Origin of the sequence: Pedobacter sp. SG908, from assembly GCF_011759615.1 — a bacterium.
GTDB classification, from domain to species: domain Bacteria; phylum Bacteroidota; class Bacteroidia; order Sphingobacteriales; family Sphingobacteriaceae; genus Pedobacter; species Pedobacter riviphilus.
In genome coordinates, this window is the sequence record NZ_JAAOYY010000001.1 from 1,003,953 (window position 1) to 1,029,091 (window position 25,139).

Consider the following 25,139-nt stretch of genomic DNA (forward strand, 5'->3'; position numbering starts at 1 on the left):
CTCACAGACCATCTTTGTTTTTACCATAAGAAAAGTCTCAAGAGGTTGTCATCCTGAGCAGGGTAGAAGGACCTTATTACAAGATAACTAAATATAATGAAGAATAGTTTACTTTACACTTATCCGCTCAACTATTGGTTTACCCGTTGCTTCATCAATACCTTCAACCTCTGCATACTTCACATTTGGGAGCCAGAAACTGCCACCCTGTATCCTGATAAATAATCGGGCAACCCTAATGGTTCGGTTGTTTATGGTCACCGAGACGTGATAGCTTTTATCGCTATACTTTTGCAGGTAAAATGGTAATTTTTTGTGTGATACAAACCTAAATTCATATTTATCGGCTCCAAGGGCCTTCGTGTCGATACCGTAGGCAAACTTGCGTTGGATATAACCGAGATCCTTTTTCTGTCCTTTTTCACCATACCGGATCCAATAAACCTGAATAGGAGCATCGGTATTGATAGTCCCGTTTTCTTTGAGATTTAATGCATAAATTAAAGTGTTCGTATTCGGATCACGCTGGAGGTAAAACAGCATATGATCTATATTTTTAGGTGTAGGAAAACTAAGTGGGGATGGATCTTTCGATTGTGCCCATGTTTGGGGTGAAAAGAGGAAAAAGGTTAAAACTATAATGAACGAGGTTTTAAGTAGAATGAGTAGTCTAGGTGGTGTTAAATACATTTTAGGCTTGTTTATTTAAGAGAGCTTTTAAAAGATTTGAATAATTTTTAGGTGTCGGTTTTGGGTTGATCATGTAGAATTTCTTCATCGATCTCATTAAGCTGTTCATTATAAAGCCGGTCTGATTCTGCCTTACAATGTTCATAATCATCTAATTTTTCGCAGGAAGTGTTTCCGTGGATCTCGAAAAAATCCCTGATGGATGGATAATCAAAATAAACTGACATATTATTAAGTTTAGGTTACCAATTTGGAAGGGATGGCCATTGATTGTTCGCCGAAAACAGTTAAGAAATCTGCTTTCAAACTCATCTTTTCTGCCATTGCAGAAGGAATTAGCACCTTGTTACGCAACAGGTTGCTAAGACATCAAAGGGCCATTCCCTACGTCTTTCTTGATAAGTATTAGACGTCATGGACGGAATCGAACCGCCGTACTAGGTTTTGCAGACCTTTACCTAACCACTCGGCCACATGACTATATGGTCTTTTCAAGTAGCTTTAGATTCACTTTTTGAAGAAGACTCAGCAAAAGTAAAAATTAATTACTATAATTTCTATAGAAATAGTAGTTTTTTTGTGAGATTTCTGATTGTTGAGCTTGTTTTATGGTATAATTTATTGGTTTTTAGTTGTTTGTGTATTTAAAATAAATTGCAGGTAGATCCTGAAACAAGGTGAGGATGACGATTACTCGCATACAACTCGCCATCGTGATCCGATAGTTATCGGATGCAACTAGATTTACAAGATGACTTTAGTATTCAATAAATTAAGGTTAAAGATTCTTGACTGCGTTAACAAAGACTGATTTAGAAAATCGGTCGTCATTTCCTTTGCTTAGCGAAAGGAAATGACGATTCGCGTATACCTATCATCACTACTCTTTTGCTTTCTTGTTAAGATACCTGCCTCTCCGAACGGCCTAATGCTATGCCCTTGCATAATTCCCTCAGTCCAATTTCTTCTTTAATTGTAAATTATATTTCTGTAAATCAATTGTTTACTAATAAAGTCTATAAAATCTATAGGAATACTTGTTTAAATTAAACGAAGTTTATACATTTACAAAAAAAAATAATAGTTCACTAGCAAATTTACGTTCAAGATGAAACTCCGCAGACAACCTCAGCCATATCCCCTGATCAATTATTCAGATCAGTATAACTGCTGTTGCCGCTAATATAAGCTAAGATACAGATCACCTGTTAAAGGTTTTCATTCAGATATTCTTATTTAAAAATCCTGGTACCCCGGGGCCTTTTGATAGAATATTATGGTGGTCATGTATTTAAGTCAATAAGTTGCCGGGGTATCAGGAACAGCCCAAACTAATCACCACCACTAGTTTAGGTTATTACTCTAATTAATTCACCACCATTAATTAGTTGATTTATACAGAAGAAGGGAGAGTCAGTACTCGTTGAACTTCTAGCAACTTTCCATAGGAAAAAGTGCTCAAACTGATCTAGCAATAGATTATAAATTAACCAATAACAAGTAAACTCACGTTTCCTGTTAGGGATTTCATTAAAAGCATAACAGTTGTTTAAACAGCCTGTATCTGTGCTATATGGTTTTCTGTGGGAGAAATTGTGCCTTGTTATTAAAAACTCTAAAACGATAGTGTTTAACTAATAATGATGATTATGAAAATGAAAATTTCCTCAAGAATTGCATGCCTAACCACCTCAGTCCTGTTACTGGGAGGCATTGCATCAGCCAGGGTGGCAAAACCATTCCCAAAAGAAGGGATTTGGAGGGGTGAGTTTAATGTAAGCGAATCAAAAGTGCCGTTTAATTTCGAATTAAAAGGTAAAAACCCTCAAACAGCAATTTTAACCTTAATTAATGGCTCCAGACGTGATGATTTTCATGTTGAACGACGTGGCGATGATTCCATCTATGTAAAAATGAATACTTACGATGCTGCTTTGGTGGCAAAAATAGAAACTGATGGCACTTTATCAGGCGAATACCGCAGTCTGGTACCTGGTTTCAGGGGCAATTCACTTCCCTTTGTAGCAGAGCATGGTAAAAATTACCGCTTTGTAGAACCTGGAAAAGATATCGCACCAAAACACAATATCTCTGGCAAGTGGGAAATAAAAACCTATACCAAAGAAGCTGTACCAGCATCTATTGCTTTATTAAAGCAGAATGGAAATAAACTTACCGGAGTAATCATGACTGTTGTGGGCGATACACGGGAGCTTGAAGGTACTGTACAGGGTGATGAATTTGAGTTGTCTGGCTTTACCGGACCAAGCCCTTTTATTGTAAAAGGAAAAATTAACGACGATAACAGCATTACTGGCGAACAGGGTTTCGGAATTTATAAAAACCTGAAATTTGATGGCCAGCGCAACGAAAATGCCGAGCTTCCTGATCCTTACAAGCTTACTTTTCTTAAAGAAGGTTATAAAAAACTTGATTTTACCTTTCCAGATCTAACAGGGAAAAATGTTTCCTTGAGCGACGATAAATACAAAGGTAAGGTCGTAATTATTGAAACGATTGGTACCTGGTGCCCAAATTGTACCGATCAAACGGTTTTTCTTTCGCCATGGTTTAAAAAGAACCAAAAACGAGGCGTGGAAGCCATTGCGATTGGTTTCGAACAAAAAGATGATCTCGAATATGCCAAGTACACGTTGGGTAAATTGAAAGAGAAATATGGTATCACTTACGATATCCTGTTTGGTGGCATTGCCGATAAAAAAGTAGTGGCTGAAAAACTGCCTGCGCTAAATAAATTCATTGCTTTTCCAACAACCATCATTATCGATAGAAAAGGAAATGTAAGAGAAATTTATACCGGCTATACAGGCACCGTAACCGGAAAATACTTTAACGATTACGAAACCAAATTTAACAAAGTGCTCGACGAGCTGATTGCTGAACCAGTACCCGAAAAACTGGCTTCAGCAGAAACACTAAAAAGTAAATAACCTAAACTAAGTATAAACAAAATATTAGGCTGTATTTCATTGCAGCCTATATTTTAACCTACACTTAAAACTATACAAGATGAAAACTTACTTTGCTAAAATGCAGGTGCTGGCACTGGCATCGCTCATTTCTACAACAGCCTTTGCTGTAAATAAGGTGCATGAAGAACCGAAAACAGCCAAAAAATTTATAAAAGAAGGAATTTGGCGCGGTGTTTTTAAGGTAGCTGAAACAGAAGTGCCTTTTAATTTCGAATTGAAAGGAAAAGATGCAGCGCATGCCACGTTTACGCTGTTAAACGGTACGCGGAGAGACGATTTCCACATCAAATACCTGGGACAGGATTCACTATTTATCAAAATGAATACTTACGATGCAGCTTTGGTGGCCAAAATTGAAAGTGATGGCCGGATCTCTGGCGAATATAGAAGCCTGGTGCCGGGTTTGCAGGGCAATGCTTTGCCTTTTACTGCAGAGCAAGGTAAATCTTACCGTTTTGTTGAGCCGGGAAAAGACGTTGCACCTGTTGCCAATTTAACTGGTAAATGGGAGTTTAAAGGTTTTTCTAAAGAAGCTGTTCCAAACAAAGTTGCCATATTAAAACAAGAAGGAAATAAACTTACTGGTGTAATTATGCAGGTAACCGGCGATAGCCGTGAGCTTGAAGGTACCGTACAGGGAAACCAATTTGTACTTTCTGGTTTTAGTGGACCAAGCCCTAAAATTTATAAGGGTACCATTAACGAAGACGGTACACTTTCGGGTGAAATTAGCCAGGGCATTTACGATAACTTAAAGTTTACCGGCGTAAAAGACAGTAAGGCAGAATTGCCAGATCCTTATAAACTAACACATTTAAAGGAAGGTGTTAAAAAACTTGCTTTTACTTTTCCCGATCTGAATGGCAAACCTGTTTCGTTAACTGATGATAAATATAAAGGCAAGGTTGTGATTGTAGAACTGGTGGGTACCTGGTGCCCCAACTGTACCGACCAAACCGTATTCCTTTCTCCTTGGTTCAATAAAAATTCGAAAAGAGGGGTAGAAGCCATCGCCATTGGTTTCGAGCAGAAAGATGATCTTGAGTATGGAAAATATACACTTGGAAAGCTTCGCGATAAATACAACATTAAATACGATATCCTATTTGGCGGATTGGCCGATAAAAGATTGGTTGCCGATAAACTTCCGGCATTAAACAAATTCATTGCTTATCCAACCACCATTATTATCGATAGAAAAGGAGAAGTACGCGAAATATACACGGGTTACACTGGTACCGTTACAGGTAAATATTACGATGATTACGAGAAAAAATTCAATAAAGTTCTGGATGAATTAATCGCAGAACCAGTACCATCAGCAGCCTATTTTGAGGCACAAGCAAATGGAAAATAACTAAACCACCAAAACTAAATACCATATATAACATGTTACAGTATAAAACGATTGCACTTATTGCTACCACAGTTGTAGCTTCATCTTTCATAGCTTTAAACGGGCCTAAACCTAAACTAAAGGTAGCTACCGAAGCCACATCAAGGAAATTGGTAAACTATAAAGTAAGCCCTGAACAAAGTAAATTAACATGGTTAGCTAAAAAGGTAACTGGAGAACATTCAGGCACCATCAATGTAACTTCTGGATCGCTGACTTTAGATAATAAAGTGCTAAAAGGCGGTAGTTTCGAACTCGATACAAAAACCATTGCGGTTACCGATTTAACGGATAAAGAAACCAATGCAAAACTATTGGGGCACTTAAAAAGTGCTGATTTTTTTGCTGTTGATAAGTTTGATAAAGCTACATTCAATATCACTTCTGCCAAAAGTACAGGTGCAGGAACTTATGATGTTAAGGGAAAGCTCACCATTAAAGGCATTACGAATGAAATCAGTTTTCCAGCAACAGTTAAACAAGAAGGTAATAAAGTAATTGCCAATGCAAAAATTACGGTCGATAGAACCAAGTACGATATCAAATTCAGGTCGAAAAGCTTTTTTGAAAACCTGGGCGACAAAGCCATTTATGACGATTTTGAACTGAATGTACAGCTTGTTGCTAATAATTAAAGAATCTCTTGTTAAGGTTAGGGGTGATGGGAGGATGTGTGGTTCTCCCTGCCGCTAGCTATATATCTGGTTGTCATTCTAAACGCCAGTGAAGAATCCTTAAAGTCGTCATCCTGAATTCATTTCAGGGTCTATCATGCGGAAAATATGCTGAACTAAATTCAGCATTGACGACAAATTGATCCGAACCGAATAAAACAATGAAAAGAAGCAAACTCATAATTCCCCTAAGCCTTATCGTGTTAGTGATCCTAATGGCGGGCTTCGGTGCAGACGATCCAGCTGTAATTAACAGCAAAGAACGTTTGGGCGAAAAACTGTTTTTTGATCCGATCCTTTCTAAAGATAAAAGCATTAGTTGCGCCTCTTGCCATAAACCAGAGTTTGCTTTTGCAGACACCAGCGCCGTGAGTTTAGGCGTAGGGGGAGCCAAAGGAACGCGTAATTCGCCGTCGGTAACTAATCTTTCAGGCAGGCCAAACTTATTTTGGGATGGCAGAGCTGCTTCTTTGGAAGATCAGGCTTTGCAGCCCATCATCAATCCGGTAGAAATGAACCTGCCCATTGCCGATGCCATTGATCGCTTGCAAAAAGATAAGGATTATACAGTGTTATTCCAGAAGATTTTCAATTCTCCGCCTACACAAAAGAATTTGCTACTGGCCATTGCCTCTTTCGAAAGAACATTAGAAACCGCAAACAGCCCTTACGATCGGTATATTAATGGTGATGACAAAGCTATATCTGAAAATGCAAAGCGAGGCAGAATGTTGTTCATCGGAAAAGCCAATTGTAACAATTGCCATTCGGGCGAAGATTTTACCGCCGACCGTTTTAAAGGAATTGGGTTATTTAATGAATTAGAGCTAAAAGACCAGGGCAGATTTGAGGTAACACACAACCCTGAGCATAAAGGGCATTTTAAAATACCTGGTTTAAGAAACGTTGGCATTACGGCACCATACATGCACAATGGAATGTTTAAAACACTAAAAGAAGTAATCCAATATTACAATAACCCAGATGCGGTAATCAAAAATGGGAAAAACAGGGATCTTTCTTTAAATAAACCGTTAGGCTTGAGCGAAACTGAAATAAACGATATAGAGGCTTTTTTACTTTCGCTAACCGATGATAGATTCAAAAACAAAAATGATTAAATAGGCATAGCCAGATCAAAAACCTTTAAAACTTAATTTTTAACACATTTTTTCCACTCAAAATAAGGTGGATGGCCATTGGTATGTCTATTCCAAAATAAATAAAATGAAGATAAAACTACTTTTAATATTGCTGTTAACTACAGTCGCTTACTCCAAATTAGCTGCCCAGCAAAGAATCATCACGGGGCTGGTTGTTTCTGCAGAAGATAAAACGCCATTACCAGGAGTATCTGTAAAGATCAAAGGGCTCGATGGTTCTACCGTTACCGATAAGGATGGAGTATTTAAAATTTCTACCAAAAACGGGCGATTTATCGAGGTTTCTTATATCGGTTATAAAACCGCTACCATCGAAATTGGATCATCTACGAAATTGAACGTTTCGCTCGAACAGGCCGACAACACTTTAACCGAATTGCAGATTGTAGGTTCAAGGAATGCCAATCGTACCAAACTCAATTCGCCTGTTCCAGTTGATGTGATCGATTTAAAAACATTACAACAGACCTCCCCACAGGCCAGCGTAACGCAATTACTCCAGTATGTTTCGCCATCTTTTCACTCTTCGGTTTCGGGTGGTGGCGATGCCGCATCGGCAACTTCTACCGTGCAGTTAAAAGGACTGGGGGTAGACCAGGTGTTGGTTTTGGTAAATGGCAAAAGAAGACATAAAAGCTCCAACATCAGTTGGGGTGGTTTGGGCAATGGCGCTACAGGATACGACCTGAATGCCATCCCGGTGGGATCGATAGATCGTATCGAAATTTTACGCGATGGTGCTGCGGCCCAATACGGATCGGATGCCATCGCCGGGGTAATCAACGTGGTATTGAAAAATACTGCCGATGAAATTACCGCAAGTACCATTGAAAGTATCCGGCGTAGAGGTGATGGATTAACCACCAGGACCAATGCCAATATCGGACTTAAATTAGGTGCAAAAGGTTTTCTCAACATCACCGGCGAATATGCCACACAGGCAGTATCGCTTCCTTCTGGCAATTACTCAGATGGAATATACATTGGTCCGGCTTATGGTGGAGGAGCAAACACGCGGGGCTTCGATCAGATTTACACCAAAGAAATTGATGATGCCATTATTGCCAGCCGAGGCATTGATCGCCACTATTTTGATCAGCGTGGCTCGACGAATAAATCAAAAGATGGTTTGTTATCGTTCAATGCCGGAATTCCCTTGAAAGATGGTTTTGAAGTGTACTCATTTGGTGGGATCAGCCACCGCAATTCGCAGTTTACAGCTGTTTACCGTTTGCCAGGATGGACAGAAAGGAACAATACTTTTGTTTATCCAGATGGATTTTTGCCGGCTATGGATAACATCATTACTGATCAATATTTGGCAATAGGTGTAAAGGGCAAGATAAGCGGATGGAATTTTGATGTCTCGAATGTGTACGGTAGAAATGCTTTTGATAATATTATCAGCAATACGCTGAATGCCAGTTTAGGTCAAAAAACACCGCGTACTTTTAATGCAGGTAGCTATAACGCTTCACAGAATAGCGGAAGTTTAGATTTTTCGAGGAAATTTGATAAAGTGCTTAACGGATTAAACGTTGCCTTTGGTGGTCAGTACCGTGTAGAAACCTACCAGATTATTGCAGGTGAAGAAGGTTCTTATTCGAAAGCAGATTTAAGCCCCATTTATTCTATTGGTTATACTACAGGCGGAATACCATATTTTGTAGCTGCCGGAAGTACTCCATTAAATGGGCTTTCACCAGGTTCGCAGATCCATGCTGGTTTCAGGCCTTCCAATGAAGTAAATGTAAAACGTTCTATTTCTGCGGCTTATGCAGATCTCGAACTGAATGTAACCGATAAATGGCTTTTATCAGGCGCAATAAGGGTAGAAAATTATTCTGATTTTGGTAGTGTAACTACCTATAAAGCAGCAAGCCGATATGGTTTTGCAAAATGGTTAGCCGTTCGAGGCGGTTTTAATACCGGTTTCAGGGCTCCCGATCTGGCACAGTTTTATTATACCGAAACTTCTACTACCTTTCAGAATGGTGTAGCAATTGATCAGGTTACGGCAAACAATGTTAATCCTGCAACAAAGGCTTTGGGCATTCCGTCGCTTCAACCCGAAAAATCGAAAGGTTATTCTGCTGGATTAACTTCACAGCCAATCCAAAATGTTGAATTGACGGTTGATGCTTATCAGATTGATATTAAAGACCGTGTAGGGAATACCGGACGTTTTTCTGCAACGGATGTTAACTTACCTGCCGATGTAAGGGCATTGTTTGTACAGACGGGTACTGTACAGGCCAAGTTCTTTTATAATTCTTTTAGCACCAGAACGAGGGGAATTGAATTTACAGGAAGCTACCGCTTTTTGCTCCCTAATGGAGGTAATGTAGCTTTTTTAGCTGGGGCAAACCTGCAGAAAACTACTTTAACAAAAGTAAACACACCGAAGGGGCTTGAAGCTTATCGCTATATCATTTTTGACGAAAGTGAAGAGGTTCGGGTAACGCGCAGTATTCCAAAAACCAAGATCACCCTTCAGGGAACATATAATATTAATAAGTTTAACTTTTTATTACGCAGCGTATATTTTGGTTTTGTATCGGCAGTGAGCCAATTGAATGCCAGTTTTCCTAAACCTGATTATTATTATCAAACCTATAGCCCGATCTGGATCACCGATATTTCTGCAGGTTATAGGATTACCCCGGTATTGCAGGCCACGGTTGGGGTAAATAATCTGTTCAATGTGCTTGGCGATTATTCTATTCCTGCTCCTGGAAGCAATATTACCAGAACAAATTCACCGAGTGCTGCACAATCGGGTACTAGCACAGGTTTACAACCATTTATCAGGCTTTCGGCCACTTTTAAATAAAATGAAGCATATGAGAATTTATAAATTTCCAATATTATTTTTTGCACTAGCCACTACTTTGTTTGCTTCCTGCAAAAAAACAGATTACCTCGATATAAATGCTGGCGACAGACCCGCTTTAAGTGCTAAGGTGAAGTTTATCAATGCAAGGCAATCAACCGTAGCTGTTAATTTTTGGGACTTTACCCGAAAAGTTACCGCAACCGCACTTCAACGGAATACGGCTTCTGGTTATCTCGATACCCAGTTTGGAAAGGTACAATTCAACTTAACCGAAGGAACGGAAGCTTCGTACAAGGCTTCTTATATTTTCGGAGGCAGTACAAATTTTATACAAGAAACAAATTCGGCATCATTTGCTGGTCCAAATGGACCTATTGCCAATTTTGCGCACAGTTTGTTCACGGTTAAAAAAAGATTAACCAGTACCTTAAATCCAGGTAATATTGATAGTTTGATCCTCGTTTACGATGATCTTACGCTTCCTGCATCGGGAAAAGCCAAAATTAGGTTTGCCAATTTTTCGCCGGATGCACCAAAAGTTGACCTTACTTATGCCGCAGGTACAGAAATATTTACTGCTGTGGCTTATGGCAATTTTGGTAACCAAACCATAATTCCTTACACCTCTGGAAAAGCACCTGCTGTGATTGAAGGTTTAACGTGGAAAACACTAGGGCCTTTTAAAGAAATCGACGCAGGTACAAACCTTAGCCTATTAATAAAGGATAATATTACTAAGGTTACCATTCCACTAACTAACAATACGCTGAATGCCGCTACTTTCGAGGCCGGGAAAATTTATACGGTTTATATTAATGGTACAGTAGGGGGAGTACCTGGTATTACAGCTACTATTATTACGCACAATTAATAGCATATGCAAATTTAGGTCGGTGAGACACCGACCGATAGAAAAAGATGGATAAAGAAACTCCTGGCTCTTAACAGGTTTATATTTGGTTAGAAAAAGGGGCATGTCTGGATAGAATGCCCCTTTGTTTCTTAATCGTGGTCGTCATTTCGAGCGTAGTCGAGAAATCTATGAATTGAATATGGCTTATAGATCTCTCCATTCCGTCGCACTTCAGTTGAGATGACGTTTCTTTAGAAGTTACCCCAATTTCCTTCCGGTATTAATCACATTAACCCCATTAAAACGGGTAGTGGCACTTCCGTGTGAAACGGCACTTGCTTGTCCTGGCTGACCTTTTCCATCTGAAAATGTTCCGCCCAACCTGTAATCGCTTTTATCGCAGCGTTGCACGCACGAGTTCCAGAATTCTTGTGTATTGGCTTGGTAAGCAGCATCTTTAAACATGCCTACAATTTTACCTTCCTTAATTTCGTAGGCCAGCTGTGCGCTGAACTGGAAATTATAACGTTGCTGATCGATAGAATAAGAATTTCGGCCGAACATGTAGATCCCTTTCTCTACATTTTTAACCATGTCGGCAGCACTTAGGGCTACATTTCCGGGGGCTAATGAAACATTTGGCATCCTTTGAAACTGAATACTGTCCCAGCTATCTGCATAGCAACAACCCTGTGATTCTTTTAAACCTAAAATATGTGCCTGATCGCGGATGGTCTGGTAATTTACCAAAATCCCATCTTTAATAATATCCCATTGGCCACATTTTACGCCTTCATCATCATAACCCACGGCGCCTAATGAACCTGTTTCTAGTTTATCACCAATGATGTTTACCTCTTTACTGCCGAAGTTGAATTTTTTGCTTTCCCATTTATCCAGCGTTAAGAAACTGGTTCCTGCATAATTCGCCTCATAACCTAAAACGCGGTCTAACTCTGTCGGGTGACCAACAGATTCGTGAATGGTTAGGAATAGGTGAGAAGGATCTAAAACCAGATCGTATTTGCCAGGGGCAACAGGTTTGGCTTTTAGTTTTTCATCAACATGTACAGCTGCTTCGCGTACATCCTCCAAAATATCGTAACGCTTTTTGTACATTGTAACCGGGCCACCTTTAATTTTTTCTTCTTCTTTTGGTTTCAGGTATTCAAAACCCATGCCCATTGGTGCACTTAAGGCATTTCTGGTTTCGAACTTACCGCTGGCCGCATCAGTTTTGGTTAGGGTAAAGGTTGGCCATATTCTGTGGATATCCTGATCGATATAAGAACCATCGGTAGAAGCAAAATATTTTTGCTCATTGATCATAAAGAGATTGGAGCTGATGTACTTTGCACCACCTTTCATGGCCTCACTGTTTACTTTTAAGAGGAGATCAACTTTATCGGCAATGGGTACTTCAAAGGCATTAATTTCAACTGGTGTTTTCCAGCTAACTTCGCCATACCCCTTTTGTGCAGCCAATTGCACAGGCTCTTCCATCAGCTTTGAGTTTCCTTTGGCAATGGCTACGGCAGTCTCGGCAGCTTTTGCAATACTGGCATTATCCAGGTTGTTGGTTGCTGCGAAACCCCAGCTTCCATTGGCGATAACGCGCACGCCTAAACCATACGATTCGGAATTAGAGATGTTTTCGACCCTGGTTTCTCTTGTGGCCACAACCTGGTTTAAATATCGTCCTATACGCACATCGGCATACGTTGCACCCTTGCTTTTTGCAGCGTTTAGTGCAACATCGGCCATTTTCTTCTTTAAGGCAACATCAACCGGCGTTAAAGCTTCTTCAACAGAAATAATTTTGCCAAAGGCAGGGATGTTGGGCATCATGCTGGCACCAATACCAACGCCTGTCATGTATAGAAAATCTCTTCTTCTCAATTTTTAGTAGTTTTAAATTCTTAAGTTGGTCGTCATTCCCAACTTGATTGGGAATCGTAATGCAATAGCTTTAAGATTCCCGCCTGCGCGGGAATGACGAATCGCCTATGTCTGTACTTCGGTTGAGATGACGATTCAATTAAATCGCATCCGATAGTGAAGTAAACGTAAAATCGCGGATTTTCATCGGCGGAATTAATCCACTTCCCGTTCTCACCGGTTTACCTAAAGCTTCCACATTGTTCAGCATAATCACCGGACTCTCATTAAACCTGAAATTCTTGATCGGGAATTTAATTTCGCCGTTTTCGATGTAAAAAGTACCATCACGTGTTAAACCAGTCAGTAATAACGTTTGAGGATCTACAGAACGGATGTACCAGAAACGGGTAACCAATATGCCCTTTTCGGTGCTTTTGATCAGATCTTCCAAAGATTGTGTTCCACCTTCGATGATCATGCTGCGGCTAAAAGGAAGCGGTTGAACATTTTTCTGTGCAGCCCAATATCTTGAATAAGACAGGTTTTTAACTACCCCTTTTTCAACCCATTGTGTTCTTTTTACTGGTAAACCTTCGCCAGTAAATGTCGAAGATGGGATTTCAGTATTCATTGGATCAGAGTAGATATTTACATTTTCTGAGAACAATTGTTCTCCTAAACGGGTGCCACCACCTTTTTTGCTCATAAAGCTCCGTCCTTCGTCAGCACTTCTGGCATCAAAACCCCTAAACATGTTGCCGATAATATCGCTGGCTGCAAGTGGTTCTAAAATAACAGTATATTTCCCTGGTTCGATGGCTTTTGCACCTGCAGAACCATTTGCTTTGCTTGCTGCAATTTTACTAAGCGCCAGCGTATCCATTTTATCGAGGTCATTAAAACCTTGCTCAACATAGCCTGATCCTGTTCCTTGCTTGTTTCTAACGGTTACCGAAAAAGAAACATCGGTACCTTTATTATAGGCGAACAAACCTTTAGAATTCATGATCGCGTTAAAACGGGTTGAGTTTTCCAAGAAACCAGCTGCATCTAAACCTGCTGCTTTGGATACACTTAAACTTTTTCCTACCATTTCTGCTCTAGTATCAGGTGTCATAGCGGCAGTTTTAGCATTGTACGTATTCGATTCTGCAAAAGTCTGCGGGCCTAATGGAGGCATAAACTCAGGATTTTCTGGTGCAAGCATAGCCAGTTCTTCTGCTCTTTTTACTACTTTTTGCAAAGAGGCATCATCAAATTCGTTAATGGTAGCTGTACCTGTTTTTTTACCAAAAGTGGAGCTTACCCCTAAACTCATGGTGCTGATCTGACCTGCGGTGGAAACAGCGTTACGGGCATAACGGATATTTCCGCCATCAGAACCGTTTAAACCTACTTCGCAGAAATCGGCTTTAGAAAAACCGATTACTTTTTTTAATATCGCTTGGGCTTCTTCTTTACTTAATATGGCCATAATTATATTTTTCTTGCTGTATTGATAACATTAACTCCATTAAACCGGGTAGTGGCACTGCCATGCGAAACGGCACTGCTTTGAGAAGGCTGACCTTTTCCATCATTAAAAGAGCCACCTAAACGGTAATCGCTTTCATCGCAAATGGCGTTACAGGAGTTCCAGAACTCTTGTGTGTTAGCCTGATAAGCCACATCGTTAAGCATGCCTACAATTTTACCTTCTTTAATTTCGTAGAAAATCTGTCCACCGAACTGGAAATTGTAACGTTGTTGATCGATAGAAAAACTTCCATCACCGATGATGTAAATGCCTTTTTCTACATTTTTGATCATATCATCAACACTTAGTTTTTCTTTACCTGGTTGTAACGAAACATTTGGCATGCGCTGGAACTGAACATCATCCCAACCCTGCGAATAACAGCAGCCATTAGATTCCGTTAAACCGATAATGTGTGCCTGATCACGGATGGCCTGATAACTTACCAAAACACCGTCTTTGATCAGATCCCATTTCTTGCATTTTACACCTTCATCATCATAACCCACAGCACCTAAAGAACCTACCTGGGTTTTATCGGCTACAATATTTACTTTATCGCTGCCAAACTTGAATTTTTTCGATTCCCATTTATCTAAAGTAAGGAAACTGGTACCTGCGTAATTAGCTTCGTAGCCTAAAACACGGTCTAATTCTGTCGGGTGACCAACAGATTCGTGGATGGTTAACCAAAGGTGAGAAGGATCTAAAACCAGATCGTATTTACCTGGCTCAACCGATTTTGCCTTTACTTTTTCTGTTGCTACACGGGCTGCTTCTTTTACATCTTCCAGCATATCATAACGGCCTTTATAACGGGTTACAATACCGGTAACCTTATCTTCAGGACGGGCATGCATATATTCGTAGCCTTTGCCAGAGGGAGCGCTTAATGCATTACGTGTTTTAAATTTACCTGATTCGCGGTCAACTTTGGTTACATTAAAAGTTGGGTAAATGCGGTGAACGTCCTGATCAATGTAAGAACCATCGGTAGAAGCGAAGTATTTCTGCTCGTTAACGGCAAAAATAACGGAGTTTATAAAGTTGGCCCCATTCTGCATAGCTACATCGTTCACGTTTAAAAGCAGGTCTACTTTTTCTTTTACCGGAACTTCGAAGGCGTTAATTTCGATAGGTGTTTTCCAGCTTACTTCGCCATAACCTTTTTGAGGAGCCAGTTGAATTGGTTCGCCCTGTATTTTCGCATTTGCTTTTGCAACGGCAACCGCTTGTTCTGCTGCTTTGGCAATAGCATCTTTAGTTACATGGTTTGTAGCTGCAAAGCCCCAACAGCCGTTGGCTAAAACACGGATACCTACGCCATACGATTCGGTATTGGCAACACCTTGAACACGTTTTTCGCGGGTGGCAACAAATTGGTTTAAATAACGCCCGATGCGGATGTCGGCATAAGTTGCACCTTTCGATTTTGCTGCATTTAAAGCAACATCAGCCAGTTCCTTTTTAATTTTTACATCTACTCCATCTAAGGCCTGTAAAGGGTCTATGGGAGTTCCGAATGCAGAAAGGTCGGGCAGGAGTAGGGCACCCATACCCATTCCGGATAAGTAGAGGAAATCTTTTCTTTTCAATTGGTTGAATTTAGTTAGTTTACGATTTCAATATAGCCAAATTATGTGGCGAAAAGTGAAAATCGATTATAACATTTTAGTTTCAAAGCTGAAAAAGGAGATGTTTTTTCTGTTGAGGCGTTTTTAACCATGGAAGAGCACAGATTTTAGTTGTTTTTTAGATGTTTACTGTCATTTTGAATGCAGTGAAGAATCTTTTAGTCGTACTAACTTATTCAAAGGCTTTATCTGAGTTCTGTATTTCATTGGAGATAGATCCTTCACTACGCTTAGAACAGCAACTCGTCTCCTTTAAACTGCCAAAACCCTCGCTTCGTACCATAAAAAGGCAGCTGCGATTAAAAATGCGGTAAAAAACCACCAGATCGAAACCTCTTCTTCTATAACGGTGTCTGTTAATTTGTTTTTGGCTTCAGTAGTATTCAGGTTTTTAATAAACTGATGTGTTCCATCCAGTTTTTGTTGATTTTTGAGTGCTTCCCAATTTGTTTTTTTATAGATGTATATTGGCGCGATGGTTTGATTCAACGCTAAATTAGCCCAGCCTGATTTTTGCGGCCAATAGAAAGCATCCCATTGAAAGGGAAGTTCCATGTTTTGCCTTGGACTGAGTGAAATACTGTCGATTTTTAATATTGGTATCCGGTTTGATTCAGCCAAATCGGCAATAATCCTCATTTTTTGGCCAATAGCAGGGAATTGAGGAATGATGTTTACAGCCTGAATGTCGTTTCTTTTTCTTGCAGCATTGGCCAAAAGTTTAGACCAATAAGTTGCATAATCTATTTTTTGTCCTGAAAGTAACCAATTGAATGTAGAGGAAAGCGTAGAAACCAATACTTTGCCATATCCGTTAATGCTGCTGTTTACTACTGTTTTTCCATAGGCATCAACAATAAGGGGTTGATCACTTTGGTTGGACTTTAAAAATAACGTCTGTTCAATCGGCAAGGGACTAAACTTGAAATAATCTTCCTTTAGGCTCAACGGTTTGCCTTTTAAAACTGGAGATTCAAAACGGCTAAATTTACCACTGAGTGTGGTTGAGGCTTTTACATTCGAAACCCTGATCAACAATCCCATTCCATTATTAACCGCAAAATCTATTGATGACCTTTCGCTGGGGCTAATAGCTGCAAATTCTTCTTCATCAATAATCAGGATATCGAATTTTTTTAAAGATAATGTATTAATCTGGTTAAGGTTTGTACTATCTGTGTTGAGGAAATCGAAAGCATATTTATTTTTGCTAATCTGACTTCTGAAAGCCAATGGATATTGATTTTCGTACAGCCAGTTTTTTAAAAATTTATACTCGAAATCTGGAAAAGAAGCCAGAATTAAAACTTTCATCGGCGCTTGGTCGTCAACTTGCACAGGAACTGGTTCTTTTGCCAGCGTATCCTTTTTTTGTAAAGTAATTAATTCATAAACAGCTTTCCCTGTTTGTTTTGGCGTAGTTTTAAAAGAGAAGGCTTTACTCAATTTTGCTTCAACAACAATAGAATCTACTGTTTTACCTAAACCTTTAAGCAAAAGTTTTACCGATTCATTGCCCGAATTTTGATAAGTCCCCTGAACTTGTAATAATTCGGTAGTTTTTGATTTGGCCGGCCAATTGGCAGCGATTATACCTGTGGGACGTGCAGAAGGGTGGAAAGTGATTTGGTATCCTTTTAGCTGTTCCAATTCAGCTGTGTTTAATCCGTATCCGTAAACATTCAGCTTCCGGATGTTGGGATTCGATTTTAAGAAATAAGAAAGATCAGGAATATGTATGGTCTTTGTATTTTTTAAATCTAGAGATGAAAGTGCATATTTCTTTCCTTTTAAGCTGGCAATTGAATCAAGGTTGGTGCCTTCGGTGAGTAAAATAATCTCATCTGTGTTTTGTGGTTTATGTGTTTCAAACTTAATCGGTACAATTAAAAGCACAAAGCAACTCACTGCGATAATATTGGCGAAAATACGCCAGATTAACCTTGCTTTATTTGCCCTGCGGATTTCTTTATAGAGTAAAAAGGTCAATAAAATTAACCCAACTAGAATAGCAATGTATTTAAACTCCATATCTATTTACCAGCTTTGTTGAGGTTATTAAAATAGTTTTGGTACAATGCCGCGGCTGGGTTAGTACTTTGCATTTGTGGTTTGGCCTGTTCGGTACTGATCATTTTTTGTATGGCTCGTTGAACCAGATCGATATCGTTAATCATCAGTTTATTGGTTGTAGTTAACTTTCTTAAACTACTTAGGGCACTTAAATAAGTGGAAGGATGATCTGCTGCTGAACCAATCATATATTTCTCTGTTTCGCTGAGTAAGGATTGATCTTGTTTGCTGAACTTTTTGCCTGTTTTTCTGCTTTCTAACAAGGCGAGTGCTGCTTTTAAAGAAGCTGTCCTTTTTTCTTTTTGCTCAAACGACATTTTCTGTACTGGTTGTGTAATCTTGTCCAGTTCTCCGCTTAAACGTTTTTCAGGTTTTAGTGCAGCCGTTTTTACGGTAGTTTTAGCCACATAAGCCCGCGATTTTTGCTGCAGGTCTTTGAGCAGCCTCAGCGCTTTATATTCGTAAGGTAGTGCTTCCTGGGGTTTATAGGTTCTTAAGCGAAGTTCGGCATTCCACATTTCAGTTAAAACCGCCTTTAACTGTGCCTTCATTTCTGGTTCGAAGAAGGTAGCGTCTTCTGCAATATCATGTTTATGGGCGTATTTGTCCATAATGGTGCTCACATCACCAAACTTCTCCCCTTCACTTTTGTGCTCAGTGTGTTCGTCGTGGTCATCATGATCGCCACCAATTTCAGTTTCGTTTTCTTCACCTAAAAACTGTCCGTAACGTAACCTTAATAACTTTTGGTCAATACCTAAGTCATTACTTCTGTTTTTAAATGTCTGAGCAGGTAATGATGATTGTTCTTTCAATAACTTCTCGGTATCAATAATAATCTGCCTTTCGCTTCTAAAATACTCCGGAACCAGGTTAACGCCATTGGTCATTCCGGCTAAACTCATTAATTCGGCAGTATCTACAATGGAAACAAAATAAACATCAGAGCGGCTAGATTGTCCATGGTTATCCATTGCTTTGATGAAAAAGTAAAGCTCATCGCCCGGCTTCATGCCGAGGCTTTTTAAATCGATCAATTTGGTAAGTGCAATGCTTTTTTTGTTGTCGAAATTGGTGTTGAAAGAAAGCTTTTTTTCGGTAAAACTCACACCTTCACCTTTGCCGCTGGCCATTGTTGCCGATATAAAAGCATCATTAATGCCGTAGTCATCGGTAAGTGATACATTCAGGTTAATTTTTTGCGGCTGACCAATATCAATAGTGGTGTGCTGTTTAGGCTGCGTAATTTTAATCGTAACGGGTAAATCAGGAATGATCTCGATCTGGTAGAGATCTGATTTTTTACCATCCAGATCTAATTGGTAAAAACCAGATTTGGTGACGGTTTTACTGTAGCTCCATTGCGTATGTGATGCGTTTAAGGCTTTTAGCAAAACAATTTCGTTATCATTAAAAATGATTTTCAGTTTTTTAATGCCAATGTTCGTTTCTATTATCCAATTTATTTTAGCACCTGTTTCTGCAGTAATAGTAAATTGCTTTTGTTTACGCTCGGTTTTTTGAGTATAGGCAGGCGGAATGATGGTTGCGCTGAAATTGGAAATTTCTGCTGGAATATTTTCTTTAATTGCCGGAATTTGGCTTGCCTTTTCATGAAAATTTAAAGGTTCACTTTTATGCAAAGAAATTTGGTTAATACCAATGCTGATGAGCAATCCTACAAGAAGGATAACCAAACCGGAATATAATTTTTTTGCCGGTTCTTTTGGCTGTGGGAGGTTAGGAATTATATTTTCGATTTTGCTACGCTGTAATTGTTGTAACATCGATAATTCAATCTCATTCTTAAGTAGCAGATCTGCACTTTCTTCCAATTCAGGGTACTGGTTGTTTACAAATCTCGAAACATCATGGTCGGTGGTTTTCCAAATGGGTTTACTGAATAAAAGAATAACCAAAACGACAGGAAAAGCCAGCGTAAAAAGCCATGGCGAAAAATGCAATAAATACACTGCAACGGCCGATAAAACCAAGGCTATGGCTAAAGCAATTGCTACGGTGCTAATCAGGTAAAAGCTAATCCACTTTTTCCTGAGGTTACTGATCCAATTTTGTCCTTCAGCTTTTAACATAATTCGGTTTTTTTCTGAATGATAAAATACGTTCGGTAACAAAAATCAATAAGGCCGCTATCCAAAATAAAGTTCCAAGCGCTTTATTTTGAGTGGTTCTTACAGTCGATTCGGCGTTGTTGGACTGAAAGGCATTTTTTTGCCTGGCCGATAAATGTCGTTGATCGGCAGCGTTGTCTTCGAAACCAAAGTCTGTCGAATTTTCAACTCTGATTACAATGGGCATCATTGCTTTAACAAATACACCATCCCAAACCAATTCGTTCCACTGCGGGTTAAATCGGCTATAAAAATGGAATATATTTAGATTATTTACCTTTTCGCTGGCTAAGATTGCATTTCCAAAACCGTCAGTCCATATTTTTTCAGCCTGACTGGTCGATGTAATTCTTTTACTGAATTTAATATGATGGCCATCAATATTGATAAATGAGGGTTCGACAATTACTTTCCCGTTTTCATATTGAAATAGGGCTCCACGCGGTGCAATTGAAGATTTGAAGTTTGTAGCTACTGCATCACCTGATAACCAAAAACCAATATCAGCTTTCCCCGAAGTAGGGTTAATGACGATTTTTCGATTTGTAAAACTGCTGATGGCTTTTAAAGCAGCAATGAGGTATTTTCCATCTGCAGTTCCGGAAGTTTGATGTATGGCGATGTTTATCGGTGCTTCATCTCCCAAATTTAAAGCTTGGTATGTGGTATTGGATGGGCTTGATTTTGCTTCATATTTCTTTCCTGCATATTCGGCGATCCAGCTGCTTAAAGTATCAGTTTGGTTTAATGGTATCCAATTCAACTTGTAGTTAAGGGTTGGCAATTCATTACCAAAACGGCTTAAGCGGTGATCTGCAAAAAGATAAACGTTCGCACCTGCCGGAACAAAATGATTAGCAGCACTTAGTAAAGCTGTATAACTTAGGCTATTGGTCTGTTTTGCGTGATTATCGGCAGTATCTTTTAGGGTTAATAGCGCAAAACCAAGATTAAAATCATGGATTTCGTAACCTTTTTTTAGTAATGAATCGATCGTTTTTTTATTCGAATTAAAAACCTGTTGAAAAGTGGCTTTATCAGCTAAAATCCATCCATTTTTACTATTAGCCGGAATAATTTTTTTTAGGTAAGGTTGCGCCAGAAGAAATGCCAATAATGCCAAAAGCAAACAGCGTAGTAACAATAATAGCCAATCGTTAATTTTAAAGCTTTTTGAGCTTGCCCTCGAGCTTTCGCCAAGTAGTGCAATGCTGCCAACCTTAATTGTTTTGCCCAGTTTAACATTCCACAAGTGGATAATGAGCGGAACAATTAATCCTGCAAGCGCCAATAAACCTATGGGATATAAAAAATGCACCGTTTAAATTCTAAGTTTACTTCTTTGTTTTAAAAAATCTCTTAAAGCCTGGTCTAAAGGCTCATCAGTACAGATGGTTCGGTAGAAAATTCTTCTGTCGAGCATTTTAACTCTTGTTTCCTCTAAATAAGTAGCGAGTTTACTTTTATAGTCCTGTCTGGCTTTTTCCTGGTCAATCTGAATGGTTTCGCCTGTTTCTAAGTCTTCAAAGGTGCTATAACCTTTAAAATCAAGATCGAGTTCATTTCTTGATACCACATGAAAAACAACAATTTCGTGCCGAAGTGTATTTAAAGTATCCAGCAACTTAATAATCTCTTCATCGCTTTGATAAAGGTCGGTCACAAAAATGAGCAGTTCACGTTTTTGAGTGCCAGCAAATAATTCTTTATAATGGATGGGTTTGGTAAAATTTCCTCCAGGATTAATTTGCTCCAACTGATAAAATAACCTGGCCAAGTGCTGATAGTCCTGTTTGGCCGCCATAGAAAATATGCCAGAATTTTTCAGTACATATAAACCAATGGCATCGCCCTGTAAATTTGCGAGATAGGCCAGTGAGGCACCAAGATAGCGTGCATAATCTATTTTGGTAAAATCGCCATCGTTATGGTTCATTGAGGCACTGGCATCTATTAATATTCGAATGGCAATATTGGTTTCCACTTCCGATTCACGGATATAGTAGCGGTCTGAGCGGGCAAACATTTTCCAATCGAGCGTACGTAGATCATCACCAGGCTGGTAACTTCTGTATTGGCTAAATTCCAACCCCGGGCCTTTTACCGTACTTTTATTAATGCCGTTCATAAACCCGTCAACCGTCATTTTAGCTGATAAGGAGAGGTCTTTAATGGCCATCAATATTTTCGGATCCAGCAGTTTTTGCATTAAATATTCGCTTTTGGTTTCGAAATGGCTTTAATCAGTTCATCAGTTACTTTATCTGACGAAACATTTTCTGCTTCGGCTTTAAAATTCATTAATACCCGGTGGCGCAATACCGGATAAGCCATGGCCTGTAAATCTTCCATAATTACAGCATACCTTCCTTTAAATAATGCTCTCGCTTTTGCAGTCAAAATCAGAGCTTGTCCGGCCCGCGGGCCTGCACCCCAACGGACCCATTCTTTCACGAAACTTACAGCTGTGGTATCTGGGCGGGTAGCGCGGATGATTTCGCTTACATAAGTAATCAAATCATCGCTGATGCTTACTTCGCGGGTGATGGCCTGTAATTCTTTAATTTCTTCGGCACCAATAATGGGATTGATTACTGCTTTTTTACTGCCCGTTGTACTGCTTAAAATCTGTGTTTCTTCAGCTGCGGTAGGGTAACCAATTTTGATATATAACAAGAAACGGTCTAACTGTGCTTCGGGTAGCGGGTAGGTTCCTGCCTGTTCAATAGGGTTTTGGGTAGCCAGGATAAAAAATGGCCGATCTAAAGGATAAGTTTGCCCGCCATAAGTTACTTCAAATTCCTGCATGGCCTCTAACAAAGCGGATTGGGTTTTTGGAGGCGTTCTGTTCACCTCGTCGGCCAGAATAATATTGGCAAATAATGGCCCTTTGTTAAATTTAAAGAAACGTTTTCCGGTTACATGGTCTTCTTCCAGTATTTCAGTACCAACAATATCAGTAGGCATTAAATCGGGCGTAAACTGGATTCTTCTGAAAGAAAGATCCAAAGCCTGCGACATGGTTCTCACCATTAAAGTTTTTGCTAAACCTGGTACACCTTCCAGTAAACAATGTCCGCCGGCCATTAATGCAATCAGCATTTCTTCGATGATCACATCTTGACCCACAATTACTTTCTGTATTTCGCTTTTTAACAGGGAGATCTTATCGATCAATATTTTTAGGTTGCTTTCTGAACGCTCCAAAACGGTTGATTTTTTAGTATAACGATATTGTGCTTCAATATAGCGCATATTGGCAGATAGTTTTTAGCCCAACGGAAAGAATATCAAAAAATTTACAAGATTTTTTGGATAAAAAACCTAAATAATAAAAAATGAAGGTAATTTTAGGCTGTGCGAAGAGCTAAATTTACATTTGCGAGGTTAAAATATAATTCGGGCGACTGGGATACCGATCAGCGTATGCCTTCTAATCTGTTAAATTCTTTGTTGGAGTATACCACTATTCCGTTAGATGAAGAAGAGAAAATTGTAGAATTGAGCAGTCGAGATTTATTTAAATACCCTTTTTGTTATTTAAGTGGACACAAACTGGTTCAATTTACGCAGCAAGAAGCCATAAATTTTAAAACCTACGTGCACAACGGGGGCTTTGTTTTTGTAGATGATTGCAACCACGATATTGATGGTTTATTTGCCCGCTCGTTCGAAACGCAGATGAGCAATTTATTTGGTCCACAGGCTTTGAAAAAAATACCTAATAACCATGGTATTTATAGTTCTTTCTTTAAGTTTGAGAAGGGACCGCCAACTACTTCTTTCGAGTTAAACGGTTGGGGTGATGATCTGGTCCACGATTACCTGAAAGCAATTACCGTTAACAATAGAATAGGGGTGTTGTATAGCAATAAAGATTACGGTTGCGAGTGGGATTACGATTTCAGAAACAAGCGTTTTTTAGCTGAAGACAATACCAAATTCGGGGTAAATATTATCCTTTACGCCATGGGGATAAATAGTTAGCAATTTCTAGTTGGCTGTTTTTTTGTGCTGTCAGATGTTACCATCTGACAGGTTTAGCGCACTACATCAGGTGATATTTTTCATCAAAAACCTCCATCACTGATGCTTTTATCCCAAAAAGCGCCAATTTTTCGCAAAACTCCTTGCTGATATCCTTAGCCGAAACAATGCGGATTACTTTGTCGCAATCTTCTAAATCGATAGACCATTCTGAAATATCCTGCAACCCTGCAACGGCCAAAGCAATTAAACTGGTATCGCTGCCCGATTCGATAATGGTAGAGATGATGGTGATGTATCTAGACATATTTTAGGAATAATTAATGGATTTTCAAGATCAATCCATAGCTGAAACTGATCTTTTGTCAATGCAAATATAAGAATAATTTGCAAACAAACCAAACGTTCGGTATCTTTGGAGTATGGAAAATCCCTATAAAAGAAAAAAAGAGCCTGAGGTAAGCAAACAACTTATTTTGGCAGCCGCTGCAGAAATCGGCGCATCAGATTGGCATCGTGTTACGTTTCAGGCTATTGCCGATAAAACGGGTTTGAGCAAGGGGGGCATTATTCACCATTTTCGTAACAAAGAAGATCTGTTAAAAGAATTGATGAACCAAAGTTTGGCTGAGCTTACCGAGTGGATTGTAGAAGAAAAAAAGTCGTCGGGTAAGGAGGTGGGAAGTTTGGCTTTCCTGCGCTTTATTATTGGTAAAAGTAACGACCTGTTTTATAGAAGAACGATGAAAATTATTACTCAGGTTATTCTCATCAATCCAGAGTACCGTAAAGGTTGGGGTGAATGGTTTATTACTCATATTGGTCATGGCGATGATAGCGAGCAGGGTATAAAACACCTGATTGTGATGCTTGTTGCCGATGGATTATGGTATTCGGATAACCTGGGGGTTTATGATATTAGTGACAAGAAAAAACAACAGATTTTAGAAACACTCATTAAACTTTAAGTATGAAATATCTTTTTCTGGCGCTGGCCATTATCTCAGAGGTAGTTGGTTCGAGCTTTTTAAATGCGAGCAATCAGTTTACCAAACTCATTCCATCGGCTATAACAGTTGTAGCCTATTTGCTTTGTTTTTATTTTTTATCCATTGCCTTAAAATCGATTCCACTCGGTACAGCTTATGCCATTTGGGGCGGTCTAGGTATTGTATTAACCGCAATAATATCGGTTGTTGTTTTTAAAAATAAGTTAGATATCGGCGCCATTATAGGTATTAGTCTTATTGTTGCAGGGGTAGTGGTGCTCAATGTTTTTTCCAAATCAACTTCCCATTAAAATTTAACCCT

20 protein-coding genes, 1 tRNA gene and 2 riboswitches are annotated in these 25,139 nt (G+C 39.3%); of the genes, 9 read left to right on the forward strand and 12 right to left on the reverse strand.

The window, feature by feature from the left end:
- Positions 1-108 precede the first annotated feature (108 nt).
- The 3 genes from FHT21_RS04315 to FHT21_RS04325 form a co-directional block, all read right to left on the reverse strand.
- On the reverse strand, positions 109-690 hold the full coding sequence (locus tag FHT21_RS04315) for a DUF4833 domain-containing protein (protein WP_167293528.1): 582 nt from the start codon (positions 688-690) through the stop codon (positions 109-111).
- A gap of 47 nt (positions 691-737) precedes the next feature.
- On the reverse strand, positions 738-917 hold the full coding sequence (locus FHT21_RS04320; protein WP_167293529.1) for a hypothetical protein: 180 nt from the start codon (positions 915-917) through the stop codon (positions 738-740).
- A 78-nt stretch (positions 918-995) separates the two neighbouring features.
- A riboswitch (SAM riboswitch) is annotated at positions 996-1,095 on the reverse strand.
- Positions 1,096-1,099: 4 nt separating this feature from the next.
- A tRNA-Cys gene (locus tag FHT21_RS04325) sits at positions 1,100-1,170 on the reverse strand.
- 910 nt (positions 1,171-2,080) lie between these two features.
- Positions 2,081-2,178: riboswitch (SAM riboswitch) on the forward strand.
- 161 nt (positions 2,179-2,339) lie between these two features.
- Here FHT21_RS04325 and FHT21_RS04330 point away from each other — a divergent pair.
- The 6 genes from FHT21_RS04330 (at position 2,340) to FHT21_RS04355 (ending at position 10,623) form a co-directional block, all read left to right on the forward strand.
- Positions 2,340-3,641, forward strand: a complete 1,302-nt coding sequence (locus FHT21_RS04330) for a TlpA disulfide reductase family protein (protein WP_208398862.1) — start codon at positions 2,340-2,342, stop codon at positions 3,639-3,641.
- Between the two features lie 79 nt (positions 3,642-3,720).
- Positions 3,721-5,040 (forward strand): TlpA disulfide reductase family protein, encoded by a 1,320-nt coding sequence (locus FHT21_RS04335; RefSeq protein ID WP_208398863.1) that lies wholly within the window; start codon positions 3,721-3,723, stop codon positions 5,038-5,040.
- Positions 5,041-5,072: 32 nt separating this feature from the next.
- On the forward strand, positions 5,073-5,714 hold the full coding sequence (locus FHT21_RS04340) for a YceI family protein (protein ID WP_167293530.1): 642 nt from the start codon (positions 5,073-5,075) through the stop codon (positions 5,712-5,714).
- A 200-nt stretch (positions 5,715-5,914) separates the two neighbouring features.
- Positions 5,915-6,874 carry a cytochrome c peroxidase gene (locus tag FHT21_RS04345; protein WP_167293531.1) on the forward strand — a complete coding sequence of 320 codons (960 nt, stop codon included), beginning with the start codon at positions 5,915-5,917 and terminating at the stop codon, positions 6,872-6,874.
- 106 nt (positions 6,875-6,980) lie between these two features.
- On the forward strand, positions 6,981-9,749 hold the full coding sequence (locus tag FHT21_RS04350; RefSeq protein WP_167293532.1) for a TonB-dependent receptor: 2,769 nt from the start codon (positions 6,981-6,983) through the stop codon (positions 9,747-9,749).
- Positions 9,750-9,759: 10 nt separating this feature from the next.
- Positions 9,760-10,623: a DUF4397 domain-containing protein gene (locus tag FHT21_RS04355; protein WP_167293533.1), complete on the forward strand. Its 864-nt coding sequence runs from the start codon at positions 9,760-9,762 to the stop codon at positions 10,621-10,623.
- 240 nt (positions 10,624-10,863) lie between these two features.
- Here the strand turns inward: FHT21_RS04355 and FHT21_RS04360 are convergent, their stop codons facing one another.
- The 8 genes from FHT21_RS04360 to FHT21_RS04395 all read right to left on the reverse strand — a co-directional run bounded on the left by FHT21_RS04360 (position 10,864) and on the right by FHT21_RS04395 (position 23,096).
- A complete protein-coding gene (locus FHT21_RS04360) occupies positions 10,864-12,504 on the reverse strand; it encodes a TldD/PmbA family protein (RefSeq protein WP_167293534.1) in 1,641 nt (546 codons plus the stop codon).
- Positions 12,505-12,643: 139 nt separating this feature from the next.
- Positions 12,644-13,960, reverse strand: coding sequence for a TldD/PmbA family protein (locus FHT21_RS04365; protein WP_167293535.1), 1,317 nt, complete (start codon positions 13,958-13,960; stop codon positions 12,644-12,646).
- Positions 13,961-13,962: 2 nt separating this feature from the next.
- Entirely contained in the window at positions 13,963-15,597 is a 1,635-nt protein-coding gene (locus FHT21_RS04370) for a TldD/PmbA family protein (protein ID WP_167293536.1), read from the reverse strand.
- A gap of 291 nt (positions 15,598-15,888) precedes the next feature.
- Positions 15,889-17,667 carry a hypothetical protein gene (locus tag FHT21_RS04375; protein ID WP_167293537.1) on the reverse strand — a complete coding sequence of 593 codons (1,779 nt, stop codon included), beginning with the start codon at positions 17,665-17,667 and terminating at the stop codon, positions 15,889-15,891.
- A 2-nt stretch (positions 17,668-17,669) separates the two neighbouring features.
- Positions 17,670-19,802 carry a DUF4175 family protein gene (locus tag FHT21_RS04380; protein WP_167293538.1) on the reverse strand — a complete coding sequence of 711 codons (2,133 nt, stop codon included), beginning with the start codon at positions 19,800-19,802 and terminating at the stop codon, positions 17,670-17,672.
- Positions 19,789-21,159, reverse strand: a complete 1,371-nt coding sequence (locus FHT21_RS04385) for a BatA domain-containing protein (RefSeq protein ID WP_167293539.1) — start codon at positions 21,157-21,159, stop codon at positions 19,789-19,791. Before FHT21_RS04385 ends, FHT21_RS04380 begins: the two co-directional genes overlap by 14 nt.
- Positions 21,160-21,162: 3 nt before the next feature.
- Entirely contained in the window at positions 21,163-22,050 is an 888-nt protein-coding gene (locus FHT21_RS04390; RefSeq protein ID WP_243853855.1) for a DUF58 domain-containing protein, read from the reverse strand.
- Positions 22,050-23,096, reverse strand: coding sequence for a MoxR family ATPase (locus FHT21_RS04395; RefSeq protein WP_167293540.1), 1,047 nt, complete (start codon positions 23,094-23,096; stop codon positions 22,050-22,052). Before FHT21_RS04395 ends, FHT21_RS04390 begins: the two co-directional genes overlap by 1 nt.
- A 102-nt stretch (positions 23,097-23,198) precedes the next feature.
- On the opposite strand from FHT21_RS04395, the gene FHT21_RS04400 reads away from it, so the two are divergent.
- Positions 23,199-23,828 (forward strand): DUF4159 domain-containing protein, encoded by a 630-nt coding sequence (locus tag FHT21_RS04400; protein ID WP_167293541.1) that lies wholly within the window; start codon positions 23,199-23,201, stop codon positions 23,826-23,828.
- Between the two features lie 61 nt (positions 23,829-23,889).
- Here FHT21_RS04400 and FHT21_RS04405 read toward each other — a convergent pair whose 3' ends face one another.
- Complete coding sequence (locus tag FHT21_RS04405) at positions 23,890-24,135, reverse strand: hypothetical protein (protein WP_167293542.1); 246 nt, start codon at positions 24,133-24,135, stop codon at positions 23,890-23,892.
- Positions 24,136-24,250: 115 nt separating this feature from the next.
- Between FHT21_RS04405 and FHT21_RS04410 the strand changes: the two genes are divergently transcribed.
- Positions 24,251-24,796 carry a TetR/AcrR family transcriptional regulator gene (locus FHT21_RS04410; RefSeq protein WP_167293543.1) on the forward strand — a complete coding sequence of 182 codons (546 nt, stop codon included), beginning with the start codon at positions 24,251-24,253 and terminating at the stop codon, positions 24,794-24,796.
- 2 nt (positions 24,797-24,798) lie between these two features.
- Positions 24,799-25,128, forward strand: a complete 330-nt coding sequence (locus FHT21_RS04415; protein ID WP_057932835.1) for a multidrug efflux SMR transporter — start codon at positions 24,799-24,801, stop codon at positions 25,126-25,128.
- The last annotated feature ends 11 nt before the right edge of the window (positions 25,129-25,139 follow it).

What these genes read in the sequence shown, in the direction of transcription:
- FHT21_RS04340 (WP_167293530.1), top strand. Translation starts at nt 5,073, where the DNA reads ATGTTACAGTATAAAACGATTGCACTTATTGCTACCACAGTTGTAGCT.
- FHT21_RS04365 (WP_167293535.1), bottom strand. Translation starts at nt 13,960, where the DNA reads ATGGCCATATTAAGTAAAGAAGAAGCCCAAGCGATATTAAAAAAAGTA.
- FHT21_RS04395 (WP_167293540.1), bottom strand. Translation starts at nt 23,096, where the DNA reads ATGCGCTATATTGAAGCACAATATCGTTATACTAAAAAATCAACCGTT.
- FHT21_RS04410 (WP_167293543.1), top strand. Translation starts at nt 24,251, where the DNA reads ATGGAAAATCCCTATAAAAGAAAAAAAGAGCCTGAGGTAAGCAAACAA.
- FHT21_RS04335 (WP_208398863.1), top strand. Translation starts at nt 3,721, where the DNA reads ATGAAAACTTACTTTGCTAAAATGCAGGTGCTGGCACTGGCATCGCTC.
- FHT21_RS04405 (WP_167293542.1), bottom strand. Translation starts at nt 24,135, where the DNA reads ATGTCTAGATACATCACCATCATCTCTACCATTATCGAATCGGGCAGC.
- FHT21_RS04315 (WP_167293528.1), bottom strand. Translation starts at nt 690, where the DNA reads ATGTATTTAACACCACCTAGACTACTCATTCTACTTAAAACCTCGTTC.
- FHT21_RS04355 (WP_167293533.1), top strand. Translation starts at nt 9,760, where the DNA reads ATGAGAATTTATAAATTTCCAATATTATTTTTTGCACTAGCCACTACT.
- FHT21_RS04330 (WP_208398862.1), top strand. Translation starts at nt 2,340, where the DNA reads ATGAAAATGAAAATTTCCTCAAGAATTGCATGCCTAACCACCTCAGTC.
- FHT21_RS04320 (WP_167293529.1), bottom strand. Translation starts at nt 917, where the DNA reads ATGTCAGTTTATTTTGATTATCCATCCATCAGGGATTTTTTCGAGATC.
- FHT21_RS04390 (WP_243853855.1), bottom strand. Translation starts at nt 22,050, where the DNA reads ATGCAAAAACTGCTGGATCCGAAAATATTGATGGCCATTAAAGACCTC.
- FHT21_RS04415 (WP_057932835.1), top strand. Translation starts at nt 24,799, where the DNA reads ATGAAATATCTTTTTCTGGCGCTGGCCATTATCTCAGAGGTAGTTGGT.
- FHT21_RS04380 (WP_167293538.1), bottom strand. Translation starts at nt 19,802, where the DNA reads ATGTTAAAAGCTGAAGGACAAAATTGGATCAGTAACCTCAGGAAAAAG.
- FHT21_RS04345 (WP_167293531.1), top strand. Translation starts at nt 5,915, where the DNA reads ATGAAAAGAAGCAAACTCATAATTCCCCTAAGCCTTATCGTGTTAGTG.
- FHT21_RS04350 (WP_167293532.1), top strand. Translation starts at nt 6,981, where the DNA reads ATGAAGATAAAACTACTTTTAATATTGCTGTTAACTACAGTCGCTTAC.
- FHT21_RS04375 (WP_167293537.1), bottom strand. Translation starts at nt 17,667, where the DNA reads ATGGAGTTTAAATACATTGCTATTCTAGTTGGGTTAATTTTATTGACC.